Annotated in this window: 17 protein-coding genes; 8 read left to right on the top strand and 9 right to left on the bottom strand. The window is 72.6% G+C overall.

What is annotated here, in order from left to right:
* The first annotated feature begins 66 nt into the window (after nt 1-66).
* The gene (locus RND61_RS14350) at nt 67-360 is read left to right on the top strand and encodes a hypothetical protein (protein WP_315878315.1); all 294 of its coding nucleotides are present in this window, start codon (nt 67-69) and stop codon (nt 358-360) included.
* A gap of 19 nt (nt 361-379) precedes the next feature.
* Complete coding sequence (locus RND61_RS14345; protein WP_315878314.1) at nt 380-1,561, top strand: glutathionylspermidine synthase family protein; 1,182 nt, start codon at nt 380-382, stop codon at nt 1,559-1,561.
* Between the two features lie 91 nt (nt 1,562-1,652).
* Here the strand turns inward: RND61_RS14345 and rocD are convergent, their stop codons facing one another.
* Complete coding sequence (gene rocD, locus RND61_RS14340) at nt 1,653-2,858, bottom strand: ornithine--oxo-acid transaminase (RefSeq protein WP_315878313.1); 1,206 nt, start codon at nt 2,856-2,858, stop codon at nt 1,653-1,655.
* A 517-nt stretch (nt 2,859-3,375) separates the two neighbouring features.
* Between rocD and trpS the strand changes: the two genes are divergently transcribed.
* From trpS to RND61_RS14325, 3 genes are all read left to right on the top strand, one after another.
* Nucleotides 3,376-4,389, top strand: a complete 1,014-nt coding sequence (trpS, locus tag RND61_RS14335; RefSeq protein WP_315878312.1) for a tryptophan--tRNA ligase — start codon at nt 3,376-3,378, stop codon at nt 4,387-4,389.
* A 99-nt stretch (nt 4,390-4,488) separates the two neighbouring features.
* Complete coding sequence (locus RND61_RS14330; protein ID WP_315878311.1) at nt 4,489-5,085, top strand: 2'-5' RNA ligase family protein; 597 nt, start codon at nt 4,489-4,491, stop codon at nt 5,083-5,085.
* A gap of 260 nt (nt 5,086-5,345) precedes the next feature.
* Nucleotides 5,346-6,239 carry a YihY/virulence factor BrkB family protein gene (locus RND61_RS14325; RefSeq protein WP_315878310.1) on the top strand — a complete coding sequence of 298 codons (894 nt, stop codon included), beginning with the start codon at nt 5,346-5,348 and terminating at the stop codon, nt 6,237-6,239.
* On the opposite strand, the gene RND61_RS14320 is transcribed toward RND61_RS14325, so the two are convergent.
* Nucleotides 6,205-7,557, bottom strand: coding sequence for a D-alanyl-D-alanine carboxypeptidase family protein (locus RND61_RS14320; RefSeq protein ID WP_315878309.1), 1,353 nt, complete (start codon nt 7,555-7,557; stop codon nt 6,205-6,207). The two genes, RND61_RS14325 and RND61_RS14320, sit on opposite strands and share 35 nt — an antisense overlap.
* Between RND61_RS14320 and RND61_RS14315 the strand changes: the two genes are divergently transcribed.
* From RND61_RS14315 to RND61_RS14305, 3 genes are all read left to right on the top strand, one after another.
* Complete coding sequence (locus RND61_RS14315) at nt 7,496-7,747, top strand: SCO4848 family membrane protein (RefSeq protein WP_315878308.1); 252 nt, start codon at nt 7,496-7,498, stop codon at nt 7,745-7,747. The genes RND61_RS14320 and RND61_RS14315 overlap by 62 nt on opposite strands.
* Nucleotides 7,748-7,759: 12 nt before the next feature.
* Entirely contained in the window at nt 7,760-9,211 is a 1,452-nt protein-coding gene (locus RND61_RS14310) for a metallophosphoesterase (RefSeq protein ID WP_391653470.1), read from the top strand.
* A gap of 175 nt (nt 9,212-9,386) precedes the next feature.
* A complete protein-coding gene (locus RND61_RS14305) occupies nt 9,387-10,946 on the top strand; it encodes an ABC transporter substrate-binding protein (protein WP_315878306.1) in 1,560 nt (519 codons plus the stop codon).
* On the opposite strand, the gene RND61_RS14300 is transcribed toward RND61_RS14305, so the two are convergent.
* The 7 genes from RND61_RS14300 to RND61_RS14270 form a co-directional block, all read right to left on the bottom strand.
* Entirely contained in the window at nt 10,933-11,721 is a 789-nt protein-coding gene (locus RND61_RS14300; RefSeq protein ID WP_315878305.1) for a TetR/AcrR family transcriptional regulator, read from the bottom strand. The two genes, RND61_RS14305 and RND61_RS14300, sit on opposite strands and share 14 nt — an antisense overlap.
* Before the next feature lie 352 nt (nt 11,722-12,073).
* Complete coding sequence (locus tag RND61_RS14295; protein WP_315878304.1) at nt 12,074-12,262, bottom strand: ferredoxin; 189 nt, start codon at nt 12,260-12,262, stop codon at nt 12,074-12,076.
* Between the two features lie 231 nt (nt 12,263-12,493).
* Nucleotides 12,494-13,252 carry a succinate dehydrogenase iron-sulfur subunit gene (locus RND61_RS14290; RefSeq protein ID WP_315878303.1) on the bottom strand — a complete coding sequence of 253 codons (759 nt, stop codon included), beginning with the start codon at nt 13,250-13,252 and terminating at the stop codon, nt 12,494-12,496.
* The gene (sdhA, locus tag RND61_RS14285) at nt 13,252-15,006 is read right to left on the bottom strand and encodes a succinate dehydrogenase flavoprotein subunit (protein WP_315878302.1); all 1,755 of its coding nucleotides are present in this window, start codon (nt 15,004-15,006) and stop codon (nt 13,252-13,254) included. Before sdhA ends, RND61_RS14290 begins: the two co-directional genes overlap by 1 nt.
* A gap of 24 nt (nt 15,007-15,030) precedes the next feature.
* Entirely contained in the window at nt 15,031-15,507 is a 477-nt protein-coding gene (locus tag RND61_RS14280) for a succinate dehydrogenase hydrophobic membrane anchor subunit (protein ID WP_315878301.1), read from the bottom strand.
* A gap of 8 nt (nt 15,508-15,515) precedes the next feature.
* Nucleotides 15,516-15,896 (bottom strand): succinate dehydrogenase, cytochrome b556 subunit, encoded by a 381-nt coding sequence (gene sdhC / locus RND61_RS14275; protein ID WP_315878300.1) that lies wholly within the window; start codon nt 15,894-15,896, stop codon nt 15,516-15,518.
* Nucleotides 15,897-16,088: 192 nt separating this feature from the next.
* Nucleotides 16,089-16,571 carry a 2-oxo-4-hydroxy-4-carboxy-5-ureidoimidazoline decarboxylase gene (locus tag RND61_RS14270; RefSeq protein ID WP_315878299.1) on the bottom strand — a complete coding sequence of 161 codons (483 nt, stop codon included), beginning with the start codon at nt 16,569-16,571 and terminating at the stop codon, nt 16,089-16,091.
* Between the last annotated feature and the right edge of the window lie 529 nt (nt 16,572-17,100).

The following is a 17,100-nucleotide window of genomic DNA, read 5'->3' as shown; positions in this document are numbered from 1 at the left end:
CACGCGTGAACGACGCCCTCTAGTCTGTGCGGCGTTCCACGCGACAACGGGGGAGAACCACACCACATGCGCAGACTGCGATCGAGTCACGTCGTGCTCGGGGGGATGGGCGCCCTCGCGCTGACCCTCACGTCCTGCGGGAGCTCCGAGCCCGACAAGCGGTGCGTCGACCCGCTCACCCGCGAGGTCCTGCCCGACTACAAGTGCCGCGACGGCAGCGGCAGCAGTGGCAACGGTGGCGGCAGCGGCTCGTACTACTACGGCGGGTCCGCCAAGAACGGCAGGGTCGACGGCGGCAGCTTCGACAAGTCCGCCGTCCAGCGCGGCGGCTTCGGCTGCTCGGGCAGCGGCGGCGGCTGACCCCGGAGCCGTACGGACCATGGAACGCCACACGATCGAGCCCCGCCCCGACTGGCAGCGCATCGTCGAGGAGCAGGGCTGCATCTACCCGCTCACCCGCCACCCCGACGGCTCGCTGCGCCCCTACTGGGACGAGAGCGCCTACTACTCCTTCACCCTCCCCGAGGTGGAGGCACTGGAGGAGGTCGTCGAGGAGCTGCACGGCATGTGCCTGGCCGCCGCCGCGCACATCGTCGAGCAGGACCGCTTCGCCGACCTCGGCATCACCGACGGGCGGCTCGCCGCACTGGTCGCCGAGTCCTGGCGGCGCCGCGCCGAGCTGCCCTCCGTGTACGGCCGGTTCGACCTGCGCTACGACGGCCGGGGCCCGGCCAAGCTGCTGGAGTACAACGCGGACACGCCCACCTCGCTCGTCGAGGCGGCCAGCCCGCAGTGGTTCTGGATGGAGGACCGCTTCCCCGGCGCCGACCAGTGGAACTCGCTCCACGAGCGGCTCGTCGACGCGTGGCGGCGCCAGGCCCGCCTCCTGCCGCCCGGCCCGCTGCACTTCGTCCACTCCGAGGGCGACGAGATCGGCGAGGACCTGATGACGGTCGCGTACCTGCGCGAGACCGCCGAACAGGCCGGGATCGCCACCGAGGCCCTGTCCGTGGAGCAGATCGGCTGGGACCGGCTGTCGGGCCGCTTCGTCGACGACCGGCTGCGCTTCATCCGCAGCTGCTTCAAGCTCTACCCCTGGGAGTGGCTGGTCACCGACGAGTTCGGCCCGTACGTCCTCGACACCCTCGACAACGGCGGCGGCACCGGCAGCACCTGCTGGATCGAACCGGCGTGGAAGATGCTCCTCTCCAACAAGGCGCTCCTCGCCGTCCTGTGGGAGCTGTACCCGGGCCACCCCCACCTGCTGCCCGCCTACCTGGACGGTCCGCGCGAGCTGGCCGCCGAGGGCGGGTACGTCGCCAAGCCGCTGCTGGGCCGCGAGGGCGCCGGGGTCACCGTCCACGAGCCGGGCGCCCCGCCCGCCGTGCGCCCCGAACCGTGCTGCTACCAGGCCCTCGCCCCGCTGCCCGACTTCGACGGCAACCGGGTCGTGCTCGGCGCGTGGGTCGTCGAGGACGAGGCGGCCGGGCTCGGCATCCGCGAGTCGTCGGGCCTGGTCACCGACGGGTACGCGCGCTTCCTGCCGCACGTCATCCGGTGACGCCGCCCCCGGGCCGCCGGGACACCCCGGCGGCCCGCGCTGCCCCGGGCTCAGCCCGTGCTCTCCCGGCGCTCCCCCGGGCTCACCCCGCTCACCCCGCGAGGACCTCCCGCAGCCGCTCCAGGCCCCAGTCCAGGTCCTCCTTGGAGATCGTCAGCGGCGGGGCGAGCCGGATCGTCGACCCGTGGGTCTCCTTCACCAGCACGCCCCGCTCCAGCAGCCGCTCCGACACCTGCCGGCCCGTGCCCCTCGACGGGTCGACGTCCACCCCGGCCCACAGACCGCGCCCGCGCACCTCGCGCACCGCCCCGCCGTCGACCAGCAGCCCCAGCTCCCGGTGGAGGTGGTCGCCCAGCTCCGCGGCCCGCTGCTGGTACTCGCCGGTCCGCAGCATCGCCAGCACCTCCAGCGCCACCGCGCACGCCAGCGGGTTCCCGCCGAACGTCGACCCGTGCTCGCCCGGCCGGTGCACGCCCAGCACCGCCGCGCTCGACACGACCGCCGACACCGGCACGATCCCGCCGCCGAGCGCCTTGCCCAGCACGTACACGTCGGGGACGACGCCCTCGTGCTCGCACGCGAACGTCCTCCCCGTCCGCCCCAGGCCCGACTGGATCTCGTCCGCGACGAACAGCACGTCCCGCTCGCGGGTCAGCCGCCGGACGCCCGCCAGGTAGCCCGGCGGCGGCACCAGCACGCCCGCCTCGCCCTGGATGGGCTCCAGCAGCACGGCCACCGCGTTGTCGGACAGCGCCGCGCCGAGTGCCGTCAGGTCCCCGTACGGGACGATCTCGAAGCCCGGCGTGTAGGGGCCGTGGTCGGCGCGGGCCTCCGGGTCGGTCGAGAAGCTGACGATCGTCGTCGTCCGGCCGTGGAAGTTGCCCGCCGCCACGACGATCTTCGCGGTGCCCTCCGGGACGCCCTTGACCCGGTAGCCCCACTTCCGGACGGTCTTCACGGCGGTCTCCACCGCCTCCGCCCCGGTGTTCATCGGCAGCACCGACTCCATGCCGCAGAACTCCGCGAGCCGCGCGCAGAACTCCGCGAACCGGTCGTGGTGGAAGGCGCGCGACGTCAGCGTCACCCGTTCCAGCTGCGCCTTGGCGGCGTCGATCAGACGGCGGTTGCCGTGCCCGAAGTTCAGCGCCGAGTAGCCGGCGAGCATGTCGAGGTAGCGGCGCCCCTCGACGTCGGTCATCCACGCGCCCTCCGCCGTCGCGACGACGACGGGCAGCGGGTGGTAGTTGTGCGCGCTGTGCGCCTCGGCGGCGGCGATCGCGTCCTGCGTTGTCGACACGGGGTCTCCGTTCGTCGTCGTACGGCCGGTCGTCCCCATCGTCACTCGCGACGGCCGCGCGCGACGCGGACCGGGAGGCCCGGCGCGGCGCGGCGACCGGGTGATCCGTACGCGCGGTGGCCGGCGCACGGGGGACCGGCCCCGGGGAAACCGCGCACCACGGACCGCCGTCCGTCCGGCCCCCCGTCCGTCCGGGCCCCGTCCGCCGTCCGTCCGTCCCCGGGGCGACTCTGGCGCCGCCCGCCCCGGAGGCCGCGGTGACCGGCCCCCGCCACCCGCCCCGCCGCCGCGGCCCCGGTACGGAGCACACGGCCGCCGTCGCGGAGCGGACCGGCCGGGGCGCCGCCGCCGCGCGCCGGGACGGCGACGCCCCGGCCGGTCCGCGCGGAGGCCGTGGACCCCGCGGTACGGCATCCGGCCGCCCGGCGTTCCGGCCCGGCGCGAAGACCCGCCTGCGGTCGGCTGGTTGTCCACAGGCAGTCCCGAGCTGCCCGCCGGACCTGAGAGAATGAGGGACATGGCCTCTGCTGACCCTCGTGTGCTTTCCGGAATCCAGCCCACCGCAGGCTCTTTCCACCTCGGCAACTACCTCGGCGCGGTCCGTCAGTGGGTCGCGCTGCAGGAGTCCCACGACGCCTTCTACATGGTCGTCGACCTGCACGCGATCACCGTGCCGCAGGACCCGGCCGAGCTCCGCGCCAACACCCGCCTGGCCGCCGCCCAGCTTCTCGCCGCCGGTCTCGACCCGGAGCGGTGCACCCTCTTCGTCCAGAGCCACGTCCCGGAGCACGCGCAGCTCGCGTGGGTCATGAACTGCCTCACCGGCTTCGGCGAGGCGTCCCGGATGACGCAGTTCAAGGACAAGTCCGCCAAGCAGGGCGCCGACCGCGCCACGGTCGGCCTGTTCACGTACCCGGTCCTCCAGGTCGCGGACATCCTGCTCTACCAGGCCAACGAGGTCCCGGTCGGCGAGGACCAGCGGCAGCACATCGAGCTGACCCGCGACCTCGCGGAGCGGTTCAACACGCGCTTCGGCGACACGTTCACCGTCCCCGCGCCGTACATCCTCAAGGAGACGGCGAAGATCTACGACCTCCAGGACCCGACGGCGAAGATGTCGAAGTCGGCGGCGAACCCCAAGGGCCTGATCAACCTCCTGGACGACCCGAAGACGACCGCGAAGAAGGTCAAGAGCGCCGTCACGGACACGGACACGGTGATCCGCTTCGACCCGGAGGGCAAGCCCGGCGTCAGCAACCTCCTCACGATCATGTCGACGCTCACCGGCACCCCGGTCGACGACCTGGTCGAGGGGTACGAGGGCAAGATGTACGGCGCCCTGAAGACGGACCTCGCGGAGATCGTCGTGGACTTCGTCACGCCGTTCCGGACGCGCACGCAGGAATATCTGGACGACCCGGAGACGCTGGACTCGATCCTGGCCAAGGGCGCCGAGAAGGCCCGGGCCGTCGCGGCGGAGACCCTCGCCCAGACCTACGAGAAGGTGGGCTTCCTGCCCGCCAAGCACTGAGCCGGACGGATCTGGCCACGGGACCGGCCGAAGCGCCACACTGGCGAGCGACTCGCGGGCGCGCCCGCACGGACACGACCGAAGGATGAGGAGAACGACGTGGGGACCGTAACGCTCGGCGTTTCGATCGCGGTCCCGGAGCCCTACGGCAGCCTGCTCCAGGAGCGGCGCGCGGGCTTCGGCGACGCCGCGGCCCACGGCATCCCCACGCACGTCACGCTCCTCCCGCCGACGGAGGTGGACGCCGGGCGGCTGCCGGAGATCCGGGCCCACCTGGCCTCGGTCGCCGCGGCCGGGCGCCCCTTCCCGATGCGGCTGAGCGGCACGGGCACGTTCCGGCCGCTCTCCCCGGTCGTCTACGTGCGGGTCGTCGAGGGCGGCGAGGCGTGCGCCCGGCTCCAGCAGCACATCCGCGACGCGTCGGGGCCGCTGGCCCGGGAGCTCCAGTTCCCGTACCACCCGCACGTCACGGTCGCGCACGGCATCCCCGACGAGGCGATGGACCGCGCCTTCTCGGAGCTCGCCGGTTTCGAGGCGGCGTGGACGGTGTGCTCCTTCGCCCTGTACGAGCAGGGCGCCGACGCGGTGTGGCGCAAGCTGCGCACGTACGACTTCGGCGGCTGCGGCCCCGCCAGGACGGTCCCCGCCCAGGGCTCACCGGTCGACGAGCCGGCCACCGCCCCGCAGGGCGGCTGACCCCCGCCCGTCCTCCGCCCGGCGCGTCCGGTCGGCGCCCTCCGCCCGGCGCGTCGGGCTGCTGTTCCCCGTCCGGCGCGTTCGGCCGCCGCCTTCCGTCCGGTGCGCCCGGTTGCCGTTCTGCGTCCGGCCGCCGCCTCCCTCCCGGGGCGTTCGGCCGCCGTCCTCCGCCCGGCGCGCCCGGCCGGTCGCCGCGTCGCGTGGCGGCCGGTGGGCGAGCCGGGGCGGTGCGCGGGCCGTCCGGTGGTAGGCGTACCGCCATGGACTGGCTGACCAAGCTCCCCGTCATCGGCCCCTGGGCCGCCCGGCTCATGCGCACCCACGCCTGGTACGCCTACGAGACACTGGACCGGGCCCACTGGACGCGGCTCGCCGCCGCGATCACGTTCATCAGCTTCCTGTCCCTCTTCCCGCTGATCACCCTGGGTGCCGTCGTCGGCGCCGCCCTCCTCGGCGACGAGCGTCTGCGCACCGCCCAGGACACGCTCAGCGAGCAGGTGCCGGGCATCTCCGACCAGCTCGACCTGGGCGCCTTCGTCGACAACGCCGGCACGGTCGGCCTCGTCGCCGGCGGTGTGCTGCTGTTCACGGGCATCGGCTGGGTCGGCTCCCTGCGCGACTGCCTGCGCGCCGTGTGGGCCCTGGACGACACCGACGAGGGCAACCCGATCGTCCGCAAGGGCAAGGACGCCCTGCTCCTGCTGGGACTCGGCGGCACGGCGCTCGTCTCGCTCGCCGCGTCCACCCTGGGTGCCACCGCCGTCGGCTGGGCCGCCGACCGGCTGGGCATCCCCGAAGGCGGCGCCGGCGGCGTCCTGCTCCACACGGCCGCGCTCGCCATCGCCGTCCTTGCGGACTTCCTGCTCCTGCTGTACCTGCTGACGCTGCTGCCCGGCGTGGAGCCGCCGCGCCGCGACCTGGTCACCGCCGCCCTGATCGGCGCGGTCGGCTTCGAACTGCTGAAGCTGCTCCTCGGCGGCTACATCCGGGGGGTGGCGGCGAAGTCGATGTACGGGGCGTTCGGCGTGCCCGTCGCCCTGCTGCTGTGGATCAGCTTCACCGCCCGGCTGCTGCTGTTCTGCGCCGCCTGGTCCGCCACGGGAGGCCGCCGGAAGGACGCTACCGGCCCTTCTGCGCCGGCCACCGCCGGTTGATCACGAACGCCGCGCCCGCCAGCGTCGCCAGCACCCCGCCGGCGACGGCGAGGGCGACCCCGGCCCCGTCCGACCCGGCCTTCCCCGGCCCGGCCACGGCGGCCTCGGCCGCGTCCCCGACGACCTCGGTCCGGACGTCGTCCGGCCCGTCGGGGGAGGCGCTGGGGGCCGCGGTCCCGGTCTTCGCGGACCTCGGCGGCACCAGCTCGCCGACCGGCCGCGCCTTCCCCGCCGCCGCGAAGCCCCAGTCGAGGAGGCGCGCGGCCTCCTTGTAGACGGCGTGGGGCTCCTTCGACGACGGGTTCATCACGGTCACCAGCAGCACCCGGCCGTTGCGCTCGGCGACCCCGGTGAAGGTCGACCCGGCGTGCGTCGTCGTCCCGTTCTTCACACCGGCGATGCCCTTGTACGGCATGACCCCGTCGGCGCCGGTCAGCAGCCGGTTGGTGTTCTGGATCTCGAACGTCGTGCGCTTCCCGCCGGGCTCCTGCTCGCCGGGGAACTGCGTCCGCACGGTCGAGCAGTACTCGCGGAAGTCCTTGTTCTGCATGCCGCTGCGGGCGATCAGCGTCAGGTCGTACGCCGACGACACCTGGCCCTCGGCGTCGTAGCCGTCCGGGGAGACCACCTCGGTGTCGAGCGCCTGGAGCTCGTCGGCGCGCGCGTTCATCTCCCGCACCGTCTTCGCTATGCCGCCGTTCATCTCCGCCAGCGCGTGGACGGCGTCGTTGCCGGAGCGGAGGAACACCCCGAGCCACAGGTCGTGGACGGTGTAGGTGTGCTTCTCCTTTATCCCCACGAGGCTGGACCCGTCGCCCAGCCGCGACAGCTCACCGACCCCGACGAGGTGCTTCTGCGTCTTCGGGAACTTCGGCAGCAGCGTGTCGGCGAACAGCATCTTCATCGTGGACGCGGGGGCGAGCCGCCAGTGGGCGTTGTGCGCGGCGAGCACGGCGCCGCTCTCCGCGTCCGCCACGATCCAGGACCGGCCGCTCAGCTCCTTCGGCAGGACCGGCGCCCCGTTCGCGAGGTCCACCTGCGTGCCCGGCTTGCCGAGCCGCGCGCCGCCGACCGTCGACATGACGGCGGGGGGCTTGGGCTGCGGGGACGGCGCGGCGAGCGCGGGACCGGCGGCGGCGAGGGGGAGCAGCGCGGCGGCGGCCACGACGGAGGCGGCCTTCGTGAGAGGAAGCACGTTCGAGAACGTACAGCCACCCGGCGCGCCTGCCGACACCGGTGCACCGGATACTGGACCCATGAGACTCAGCCGCTCCGCTTCCTGGTTCCTGCTCGCGTTCGGGGTCTGGAGCTGGTTCATCTGGATCACCTTCGTCAAGAACCTCTGGAACGACGCGAGCGGCCTCGCCTTCGACGACGCGGGTGACCCCACCGGATACTTCTGGGTTCATCTTCTGCTGGCCGTCACGTCCTTTCTCCTGGGGACGGCCATTGGCGTGATCGGGTTGCGCGGAGTGCGGGCCCTGAAGCGCGAACGCGACGAGAAGTAGGAGGGGCCCGTGCTGGTCCTGCTGGTCATCCCGCTGGTACTGGCCCTGCTGGGCCTCGCGCACTGGTACGTGTGGCGCCGCCTGGTGCGCGACGTCACCCGCCCCGGCAGCGGGCCGCGCCGCGCGGGGACGGCGGCGGCGTTCGTCCTGCCGCTGCTGGCGCTCGGCGCGCTGACGGCGGGACGCGCGGGGTTCCCGTTCCGGTTGCAGCAGGTCGTGTCGTGGCCGGGCTTCCTGTGGCTGGCGACGTTGCTGTACCTGGTGCTGGCACTGCTGGTGACCGAGGCCCTGCGCCCGGTCCTCCTCCGCCTGCCCGCGAGGGCCGGACGCCGCCCCGCCCCGGCCGGGCCCGCCGCCCCGGCCGAGTTCTCCGCCCCGGCCGAGCCGGTCGCCGCGGGCGCGCGTCCCGCCGGGGCCCACGGGGGCTCCCTCCGGCCGCGCGGAGCCGAGGCCCCGGGGGAGCCCACCCCCGGCGGACCTGCCGGGAGCCCGGCGGCGGACGCCGCGCCCCGGGGCGGTGCGGCCCCGAGCAGTGCGCCCCAGGGCGGTACGGCCCTCGCGACGGCTCCCGCCGAGGACCCCCCGGCGGTGGTGCGGGAGGAGGAGCCGCGGACCGGGGAGGACGCCGGTCCGGGCATGCCCCGGCGCCTGTTCGTGTCGAGGGTCCTCGCGGTGACCGCCACGGCCGCCGCCGTGGGCACCGTCGCCCACGGCGCCCACACGGTCCTGCGCGGCCCCGCCGTCAAGCGGGTGACCGTCCCCCTCGCCAAGCTGCCGCGCTCCGCCCACGGCTACCGCATAGCCGTCGTCAGCGACATCCACCTCGGTCCCACCCTCGGCCGCGCCCACGCCCAGCGCATCGTCGACGCGGTCAACTCCACGCAGCCGGACCTGATCGCCGTCGTGGGCGACCTCGTCGACGGCTCCGTCGAGAACCTGGGCCCGGCGGCCGAGCCGCTGGCGCGGCTGCGCGCCCGCCACGGCAGCTTCTTCGTCACCGGCAACCACGAGTACTTCTCCGGCGCCGAGGAGTGGGTGGAGGAGGTCCGCGACCTCGGTCTGCGCCCGCTGCGCAACGAGCGCGTCGAGATCGCCGCCGGCTTCGACCTGGCCGGCGTCAACGACGTGGCCGGCGAGAACTACGGCGACGGCCCCGACTTCGTCCGCGCCCTCGGCGACCGCGACCGGGCCCGTACCGCCGTGCTCCTCGCGCACCAGCCGGTGATGATCCACGACGCGGTGCGGCACGGGGTGGACCTCCAACTGTCCGGCCACACCCACGGCGGCCAGCTGTGGCCCGGCAACCTCCTCGCGGAGCTGGCCAACCCGACCGTCGCGGGCCTGGAGCAGTACGGGGACACGCAGCTGTACGTGTCGCGCGGCGCGGGCGCCTGGGGCCCGCCGGTCCGCGTCGGCGCCCCCTCCGACATCACGGTCGTGGAACTGGCCTCCCGCCACGCCTGACCGCCCGCCGGCCCCCGCGGCTTCACCCCTCGACTCTCGCCCCCGCCCCCGCCCCTGTTCCGCAGGTCGCGGGGGCGATGTGATGAGGAAGTGAAGGTTCACCCTTCCCTAAGTGAACGGTGCGTGGTTGAGTTTGCGCCATCGCTCAGGGGAGGGCGTGAAAGGAATCGCGGCTATGCGATCGATCCATGTCCGGATCATCACGATATGTGTTCTTCTGGTGGCGGCCGGGGTGGGGGCCTGGCAGCTACTGCCGACGGACGAGGGGAAGAACCGGCCAATCTCCGTCGGCACGACCGACGACGTCTCGTCACTGGACCCGGCCGGCGCGTACGACGCCGGTTCCTGGGCCGTCTACGGCAACGTCTACCAGTCGCTGCTGACCTTCGAGCCGGGTTCCACGAACCCGGTGCCCGACGCGGCCGACACCTGCGGCTTCACCGGTACCTCGCTCACGACGTACACGTGCACGCTGCGGGAGGGGCTGGTCTTCTCCAACGGCCGCGAGGTGACCGCGCGGGACGTGGAGTACTCGTTCGACCGGATGCTCGGCATCGCCGCCGACGTCGGCCCGGCGGCGCTGTTCCCGACGCTGGAGAGCGTCACCGCCCGGGGCCGCGAGGTCGTCTTCGAGCTGAGCGCGCGGGACGCGACGTTCCCGCTGAAGCTCGCCACGGGCGCGGGCGCGATCGTCGACAGCACCCGCTACCCCGAGGACAGGCTGCGCGAGGACACCGCCGTCGACGGCTCCGGCCCGTACGTGCTCGCCGAGTACCAGCCCGGCGTCCGCGCCCTGCTGGAGCCCAACCCGCACTACCGGGGCGCCATGGCGCGGCCCGGCACGCCGGTCGAGGTGCGGTACTTCGCCGAGGGCGAGCAGCTCGCCGCCGCCTGGCGCAGCGGCGACATCGACGTGACCCACCGCCAGCTCCCGCCGCAGATGATCTCCACGTTCGACCCGAGCGAGGAGGGCGTCCAGATGACGGAGGCCACCACGGCGGAGATCCGCAGCGTCGTCTTCGACGTCCGCGAGGACTCCCCGATGGCGGAGAAGGCGGTACGGCGGGCCGTGGCCACGCTGATCGACCGCCACAGGATCGCCGACGGTCCGCACCACTCGACGGTGGAGCCGCTGTACTCGCTGATCCCGCGCGGCTTCGTCGGCCACAGCACGCCCTTCTTCGACCTCTACCCCGACGGCGACCGGGCCGTGGAGCAGGCGCGGAAGCTGCTGCGCGACGCGGGCGTCGACACGCCCGTCAGCTTCACCTACGCCCACCGCGCGGGGGAGACGTGGGCGGCGGAGGCGGTCGAGCTGCGCCGCCAACTGGAGACGAGCGGACTGTTCCGGGTGAAGATCGTCTCCGCGGAGTGGAAGGAGTTCCAGAAGGGCTACGCCAACGGCGCGTACGACGCGTACGGGCTCGGCTGGCTCCCGGACTTCCCCGACTCGGACAGCTTCACGCAGCCCCTCGTCGGCCGGGACAACGCCCTGCAGAACGCCTACGCCGACAGCCGCGTCGACCGGCTCATCGCCGCCACCCAGCAGTACGGCGACCGGTCCAGGGCCGTGGACGACTTCAAGGAGATCCAGGCGCGGGTCGCCGAGGACGTGCCGCTCGTGCCGCTGTGGCAGAAGAAGGACTACGTGCTGAGCAGCCCGGACGTCACGGGCTCCCAGTACCTGTCCGACGGCACGGGCATCTGGCGCCTCTGGCGGCTCAGCTGGCTGTAGCCCGCCCCCGGGCGGCGCCTTGTGCCGGTCCGTTCCCGCCGGGCGCCCGAGACGCGCCGTCCGCGACCGCGTCCTTCTCCAGCGCCTCCCCGGCGCCCGGCATGAACTCCGCGATGACGTCGTGGGCCTGCCGCACCAGCGGCCGCAGCACCCGGAACCGGGAGAGCGCGATGGCCCGCGCGGCCAGCGGGGCCGTCCGCTCCACGAGCCGGCGGCTCCGCTCGGCGCCCTCGCTCCGGTCGTACACCCAGAACAGCACCAGCCCCATGTGCATCAGCCACAGCATCGGGGGGAGCAGACCGGCCAGTTCGGGCGCGGCTTTGGTGTCGGAGCCGTGCAGCACCCGCTCGTGGATGGAGATCACGGCCCGGCGCGCCTCGGCCGACTCGGGCGAGAACGGGCTGAGCGGGCTCTCCGGATCGGCGGCGTTCTTGAAGAACTGCGCCGCGAACCGGTGGTACGGCTCCGCCACGTCCAGCCAGGTCAGCAGCGCCCCCCGGATGCGCGCCGCGAGGTCCGGGTCGCCGGCCAGCACCGGCTGGACCGCCGCCTCGTGCTCGGCGGCGATCCGGTCGTAGAAGCCCTGGACCAGGTGTTCCTTGGAGGCGTAGTAGTAGTAGGCGTTGCCTACGGACACGCCCGCCTCCTGGGCGATGGCCCGCATCGTCGTCCTGTCGTAGCCGCGCTCCTGGAACAGCCGGAGCGCGGTCTCCAGGATGAGGGCGCGCGTCTGCTCGCTTTTCGGCACCTTGGCGGGCGCCTTCCGGTCCTTCACAGCACCCGAGCCTAACGGGACGGGCCCGACCCCCCCGCACCCGCCGCCGTGACGGCCCGGCTCCCGTACCAGCGGTCGTGGCAGGCCGCTCCCGTACCGGCGGTCGTGGCGGCCCGCCCCCCGCATCCGGCGTCGTGACGGCCCGGTCCGGTCGACGCCGCCCGCCACCGGGGGGCGGGCGGGAGCCGCGCCCGCGGCGGGACGGGCGGTCGCCCGCGCTCCGGGGCGCGGCGGGGGCGGATCCGGTCGAGGGTGAAGACGCCGCCCGGGCACGCCGCGCCGGGTGCCCGGGTGGGGACCCCCGGCCTCCGCCGACGGCCCCTCGGCGGCTCCGGCCGGCTTCCCGGCCCCGTCAGGATTCGGTGACCGCGATGGCGCGGACCGGGCAGGCGCGGGCCGCCTCCTTCACCATCGGGGCGTCCGGGTCGTGCCCGGGGAGCAGGGCGCCGTAGCCGTCGTCGTCCTGGACGAACACGTCGGGGGCCGTGAGGGCGCACTGGCCCGCCCCGATGCAGCGGTGGGGATCGATGGAGATACGCATGGACCCAGCCTTCTCACCCGACCACCGGCAACTCCACCACCCCTGGAGCGTGTCGCCGGATTCGACGGGAATCTCCCCCGCCGGGACCGCCGGGACCGCCGGGACCGCCGGGTCCGCCGGGACCGCCGGGTCCACCGTCCACCGCACCCGGTCGGCCCGCGCGGACCGGCCGGAAACCGCGAACGGCCCGCATCCGTACACCAGTACGGATGCGGGCCGTTCGCCGGAACGTCAGTAGCGGCGCGTGATCAGCGCGCGCTTGACCTCGGCGATCGCCTTGGTGACCTCGATACCGCGCGGGCAGGCGTCCGTGCAGTTGAACGTGGTGCGGCAGCGCCACACGCCGTCCTTGTCGTTGAGGATCTCCAGCCGCTGCTCCGCCGCCTCGTCACGCGAGTCGAAGATGAAGCGGTGGGCGTTGACGATCGCGGCCGGGCCGAAGTACTGGCCGTCGTTCCAGAACACCGGGCAGGACGAGGTGCAGGCGGCGCACAGGATGCACTTCGTCGTGTCGTCGAAGCGCTCCCGGTCCTCCGCGGACTGCAGGCGCTCCCGCGTCGGCTCGTTCCCGGACGTGATCAGGAACGGCATCACGTCCCGGTACGCCTGGAAGAACGGCTCCATGTCGACCACGAGGTCCTTGAGGACCGTCAGGCCCTTTATGGGCTCGACCGTGATCGGCTTCTCCGGGTTGATGTCCTTGATCAGCGTCTTGCAGGCCAGCCGGTTCTTGCCGTTGATCCGCATCGCGTCGGAGCCGCAGATGCCGTGCGCGCAGGAGCGGCGGAAGGTCAGCGAGCCGTCCATGTCCCACTTGATCTTGTGGAGACCGTCGAGCACGCGCTCCTTCGGGTCGATCTCGACCTGGAAGTCCTGCCACTGCGCCTCGTCCGACACCTCGGGGTTGAAGCGGCGGACCCGGAACGTGACCGTGATGTAGGGGGAGACGTCGGACTTGGCGGCCGTCTTCTCCAGGGTCGGGGTAGCCATCAGTACTTACGCTCCATCGGCTGGTAGCGGGTCTGGACGACCGGCTTGTAGTCGAGGCGGACGGTCTCGGTGCCGTCGTCGCCGACCTCGCGGTACGCCATGGTGTGACGCATGAAGTTGACGTCGTCGCGGTTGGGGTAGTCCTCGCGGTAGTGACCGCCGCGGGACTCCTTGCGGGCCAGCGCCGAGACGGCCATGACCTCGGCCAGGTCGAGCAGGTTGCCCAGCTCGATGGCCTCCAGCAGGTCGGTGTTGAACCGCTTGCCCTTGTCCTGGATGGCGACGTTCCGGTAGCGCTCGCGCAGCTCGCCGATCTTCTCGACCGCGGTCTTGATCGTCTGCTCGGTGCGGAACACCATGACGTTGGCGTCCATGGTCTCCTGAAGCTCGCGGCGGAGCTCGGCGACCCGCTCGGTGCCCGTGGAGTTGCGCAGGCGCTCGACCTGCTCCTCCACGAAGGACGCCGGGTTCTCCGGCAGCTCGACGTAGTCGGCCTTCGCGGCGTACGCGGCGGCGGCGATGCCGGCGCGGCGTCCGAAGACGTTGATGTCGAGCAGCGAGTTCGTGCCCAGGCGGTTGGCGCCGTGCACGGACACGCAGGCGACCTCGCCGGCCGCGTACAGGCCCGGGACGACGGTGGTGTTGTCCGCCAGGACCTCGCCCTCGACGTTCGTCGGGATGCCGCCCATCGCGTAGTGCGCGGTCGGCTGGATCGGGATCGGGTCCGTGTACGGCTCGATGCCCAGGTACGTACGGGCGAACTCGGTGATGTCCGGGAGCTTGGCGTCCAGCTGCTCCGGCGGCAGGTGCGTCAGGTCCAGGAAGACGTGGTCGCCCTCGGGGCCGCAGCCGCGGCCCTCGCGGATCTCCGTGTAGATGGAGCGGGAGACGACGTCGCGGGAGGCGAGGTCCTTCATGACCGGCGCGTACTTCTCCATGAAGCGCTCGCCGTCCTTGTTGCGGAGGATGCCGCCCTCACCGCGGGCGCCCTCCGTCAGCAGGATGCCCATGCGCCAGATGCCCGTCGGGTGGAACTGGAAGAACTCCATGTCCTCCAGCGGCAGCCCGCGCCGGTACACGGCCGCCTGGCCGTCGCCGGTCAGGGTGTGCGCGTTCGACGTCACCTTGAAGAACTTGCCGCAGCCGCCGGAGGCGTAGATGACGGCCTTCGCCTGGAAGATGTGGATCTCGCCGGTGGCCAGCTCGTACGCGACCACGCCGGCCGACTTCTTGACGCCGTCGACCTCGGTGATGAGCTGGTCGAGGACGTAGAACTCGTTGAAGAACTCCACGCCCTCCTTGACGCAGTTCTGGTACAGCGTCTGGAGGATCATGTGACCGGTGCGGTCCGCGGCGTAGCAGGACCGGCGGACCGGGGCCTCGCCGTGGTTGCGGGAGTGGCCGCCGAAGCGGCGCTGGTCGATGGTGCCGTCCGGGGTCCGGTTGAACGGCAGGCCCATCTTCTCCAGGTCGAGGACGGCGTCGATGGCCTCCTTCGCCAGGATCTCGGCGGCGTCCTGGTCGACCAGGTAGTCACCGCCCTTGACCGTGTCGAAGGTGTGCCACTCCCAGTTGTCCTCCTCCACGTTCGCCAGCGCGGCGGCCATGCCGCCCTGCGCGGCGCCCGTGTGGGAGCGGGTGGGGTAGAGCTTCGTGAGCACGGCGGTGCGGCTGCGCTTCGTCGCCTCGATGGCGGCGCGCATGCCCGCGCCGCCGGCGCCGACGATGACGGTGTCGTACTTGTGGATCTTCATGGTGTGGATTACCTCAGCCCGTGCCTAGCGGATGTTCGGGTCGAAGGTGAAGATCACCAGCGTGCCCAGAAGGATGGTGAACACCGTCGCGGTGTACAGCAGGCCCTTGAGCCACAGGCGCGTGCTCGGGCGCTCGGCGTAGTCGTTGATGACGGTACGCAGGCCGTTCGCGCCGTGCAGCATCGCGAGCCACAGCATCAGCAGGTCCCAGACCTGCCAGAACGGGGACGCCCAGCGGCCCGCCACGAAGGCGAAGCCGATCTTGGAGACGCCGCCGTCCAGCACGAGCTGGATCAGCAGGTGGCCGATGACGAGGACGACGAGGACCACGCCGGACAGGCGCATGAACAGCCACGCGGCGAGCTCGAAGTTGCCCCGCGTCGACTTCGGGCTCCGCTTGGTCCGCTTGCGGGGCGCCTCGATCAGCGGGGCGGGGTTGTCGACGTCGTAGAGGCTCACGCCCTCGACGGGACCGACGGCGGGGGTGGTGTCAGCAGACATGTCTGGCGTCAGCTCCCGAACAGTTCACGTGCGGCGTGGCCGAGGACGGGGTAGACGGCGCCCGCCATCAGCACGATCCAGATGCCCATGACGGTCCAGAGCATCTGCTTCTGGTAGCGGGGGCCCTTGGCCCAGAAGTCCACGGCGATGACGCGCAGACCGTTGAGCGCGTGGAAGAGGATGGCGGCCACCAGGCCGTACTCCAGCAGCGCGACGATCGGCGTCTTGTACGTCGCCACGACTTCGTCGTAGGCCTCGGGCGAGACGCGGACGAGAGCGGTGTCCAGTACGTGTACGAACAGGAAGAAGAAGATGAGGACGCCGGTGACTCGATGAGCCACCCACGACCACATCCCTTCCCGGCCGCGGTACAGCGTTCCAGCCGGCACGGAAAAACCCTCCGGGAGCGGGGATCAGGGTCGGCCGGCTTCTCTGTCGGTCAGACCCGGCCGGGTACGGTCCACCGGCCCCGGTCATGGTAGCGACGACTTGTCGGTTCCCTCACGCGGGGTCCATAGGTGTGATCAAACAGGCAATCAAACAGGCTCGGACGGCCCATTGTATCCGCTTCAATCATCACTTCAGGTGACAAGGCGGACAAGCCGGGCCCGGGTCAGGCGGCGGAGCTCCTCGACGACGACGGCCCGCTCCTTCTCCGGCGTGTTGCCGAGCCGCGCCCGGATCCCGTCCAGGATCAGGTTCGAGTGCTCATCGGACCGGTCGTCGTCGATGCAGGCGACGAAGACGTGGCCGAAACGCGCCACGTACACGTCGTGCGCCGCGCGCAGCGCCGTGCAGGCCACCGGGCACGTGCCCGGCGGGAAGACGGGCGCGACCTCGTCGGCCAGCGCCTCGTCGAGGTCGGCGCCGGACAGGTCGTACGCGGCCTCGTCGGCGGCGGCGAGCAGTGCCTCGACGGTCGGGTACGGGCGGTGGCGGGTCAGGCGGCGCGCCCAGCGGCGGCTCCCGCAGCAGGCCAGCAGGGACGCCTCCGCGGCGGAGACGGGCGCGGTGTTGAACAGGGAGAGGCGATCGGTGGGGCGCGGGGCGTGGGGCTGGGCCACCACGGCCGCGGTGGCGCAGGGGGCCTGCGGGACGCCGGAGAGGGATTCGCGGGACAGCGTGGGCTCCTTGGACGGAACGGCGAGCGGGGGGAGTAGAGCGGAATGTGTGAAGAGAGTGACGCAACGTTACCGAGAGTGAGCGACTGCGGTTCGAAGCCTTTCCGTTTTTCACTCGGAAGGCAGAGTTTCGATGTGAGGAATGGACGCACTCGGCGCGTCGGTACCGGGGCCCAGTGGCCTCGGGGAGGAGGCAAGCGCGTGACTGCCCGTAACGAACCCGCAGGTAAGGGACCGATACCGGACACCGTCAGGTCTTTTGTTACGCCCTTTGGCCGGTCCACCGCTTCCCCTGGCCGCATCAATCACCCGAACGGCCCCGCGCCCGGCGCACGCGACGGCGCTCTGGAGGCGCCTGCCGCCCCCGTGCGGGACGCGCCCGCGCACCCCGGGGCGCGGGCCGGGCGCGGACGGGACGGCGGTTCCGGGTGGGGCGCCGGCTCCGGGTGGGGTAGCGGCTCCGGGTGGGGCG

The sequence above is a fragment of the Streptomyces tamarix genome (assembly GCF_032423885.1).
GTDB classification, from domain to species: Bacteria; Actinomycetota; Actinomycetes; order Streptomycetales; family Streptomycetaceae; genus Streptomyces; species Streptomyces tamarix.
Note: the sequence above shows the minus strand (reverse complement) of the source record. Positions and strands in the feature narration are given on the sequence as shown.

Bases quoted from the DNA above. Each gene is read 5' to 3' on its own strand.
- RND61_RS14350 (WP_315878315.1), top strand. From the start codon at position 67: ATGCGCAGACTGCGATCGAGTCACGTCGTGCTCGGGGGGATGGGCGCC.
- RND61_RS14345 (WP_315878314.1), top strand. From the start codon at position 380: ATGGAACGCCACACGATCGAGCCCCGCCCCGACTGGCAGCGCATCGTC.
- trpS (WP_315878312.1), top strand. From the start codon at position 3,376: ATGGCCTCTGCTGACCCTCGTGTGCTTTCCGGAATCCAGCCCACCGCA.
- RND61_RS14325 (WP_315878310.1), top strand. From the start codon at position 5,346: ATGGACTGGCTGACCAAGCTCCCCGTCATCGGCCCCTGGGCCGCCCGG.
- RND61_RS14315 (WP_315878308.1), top strand. From the start codon at position 7,496: ATGAGACTCAGCCGCTCCGCTTCCTGGTTCCTGCTCGCGTTCGGGGTC.
- RND61_RS14320 (WP_315878309.1), bottom strand. From the start codon at position 7,557: ATGAACCAGCTCCAGACCCCGAACGCGAGCAGGAACCAGGAAGCGGAG.
- RND61_RS14305 (WP_315878306.1), top strand. From the start codon at position 9,387: ATGCGATCGATCCATGTCCGGATCATCACGATATGTGTTCTTCTGGTG.
- RND61_RS14295 (WP_315878304.1), bottom strand. From the start codon at position 12,262: ATGCGTATCTCCATCGATCCCCACCGCTGCATCGGGGCGGGCCAGTGC.
- RND61_RS14290 (WP_315878303.1), bottom strand. From the start codon at position 13,252: ATGGCTACCCCGACCCTGGAGAAGACGGCCGCCAAGTCCGACGTCTCC.
- sdhA (WP_315878302.1), bottom strand. From the start codon at position 15,006: ATGAAGATCCACAAGTACGACACCGTCATCGTCGGCGCCGGCGGCGCG.
- RND61_RS14280 (WP_315878301.1), bottom strand. From the start codon at position 15,507: ATGTCTGCTGACACCACCCCCGCCGTCGGTCCCGTCGAGGGCGTGAGC.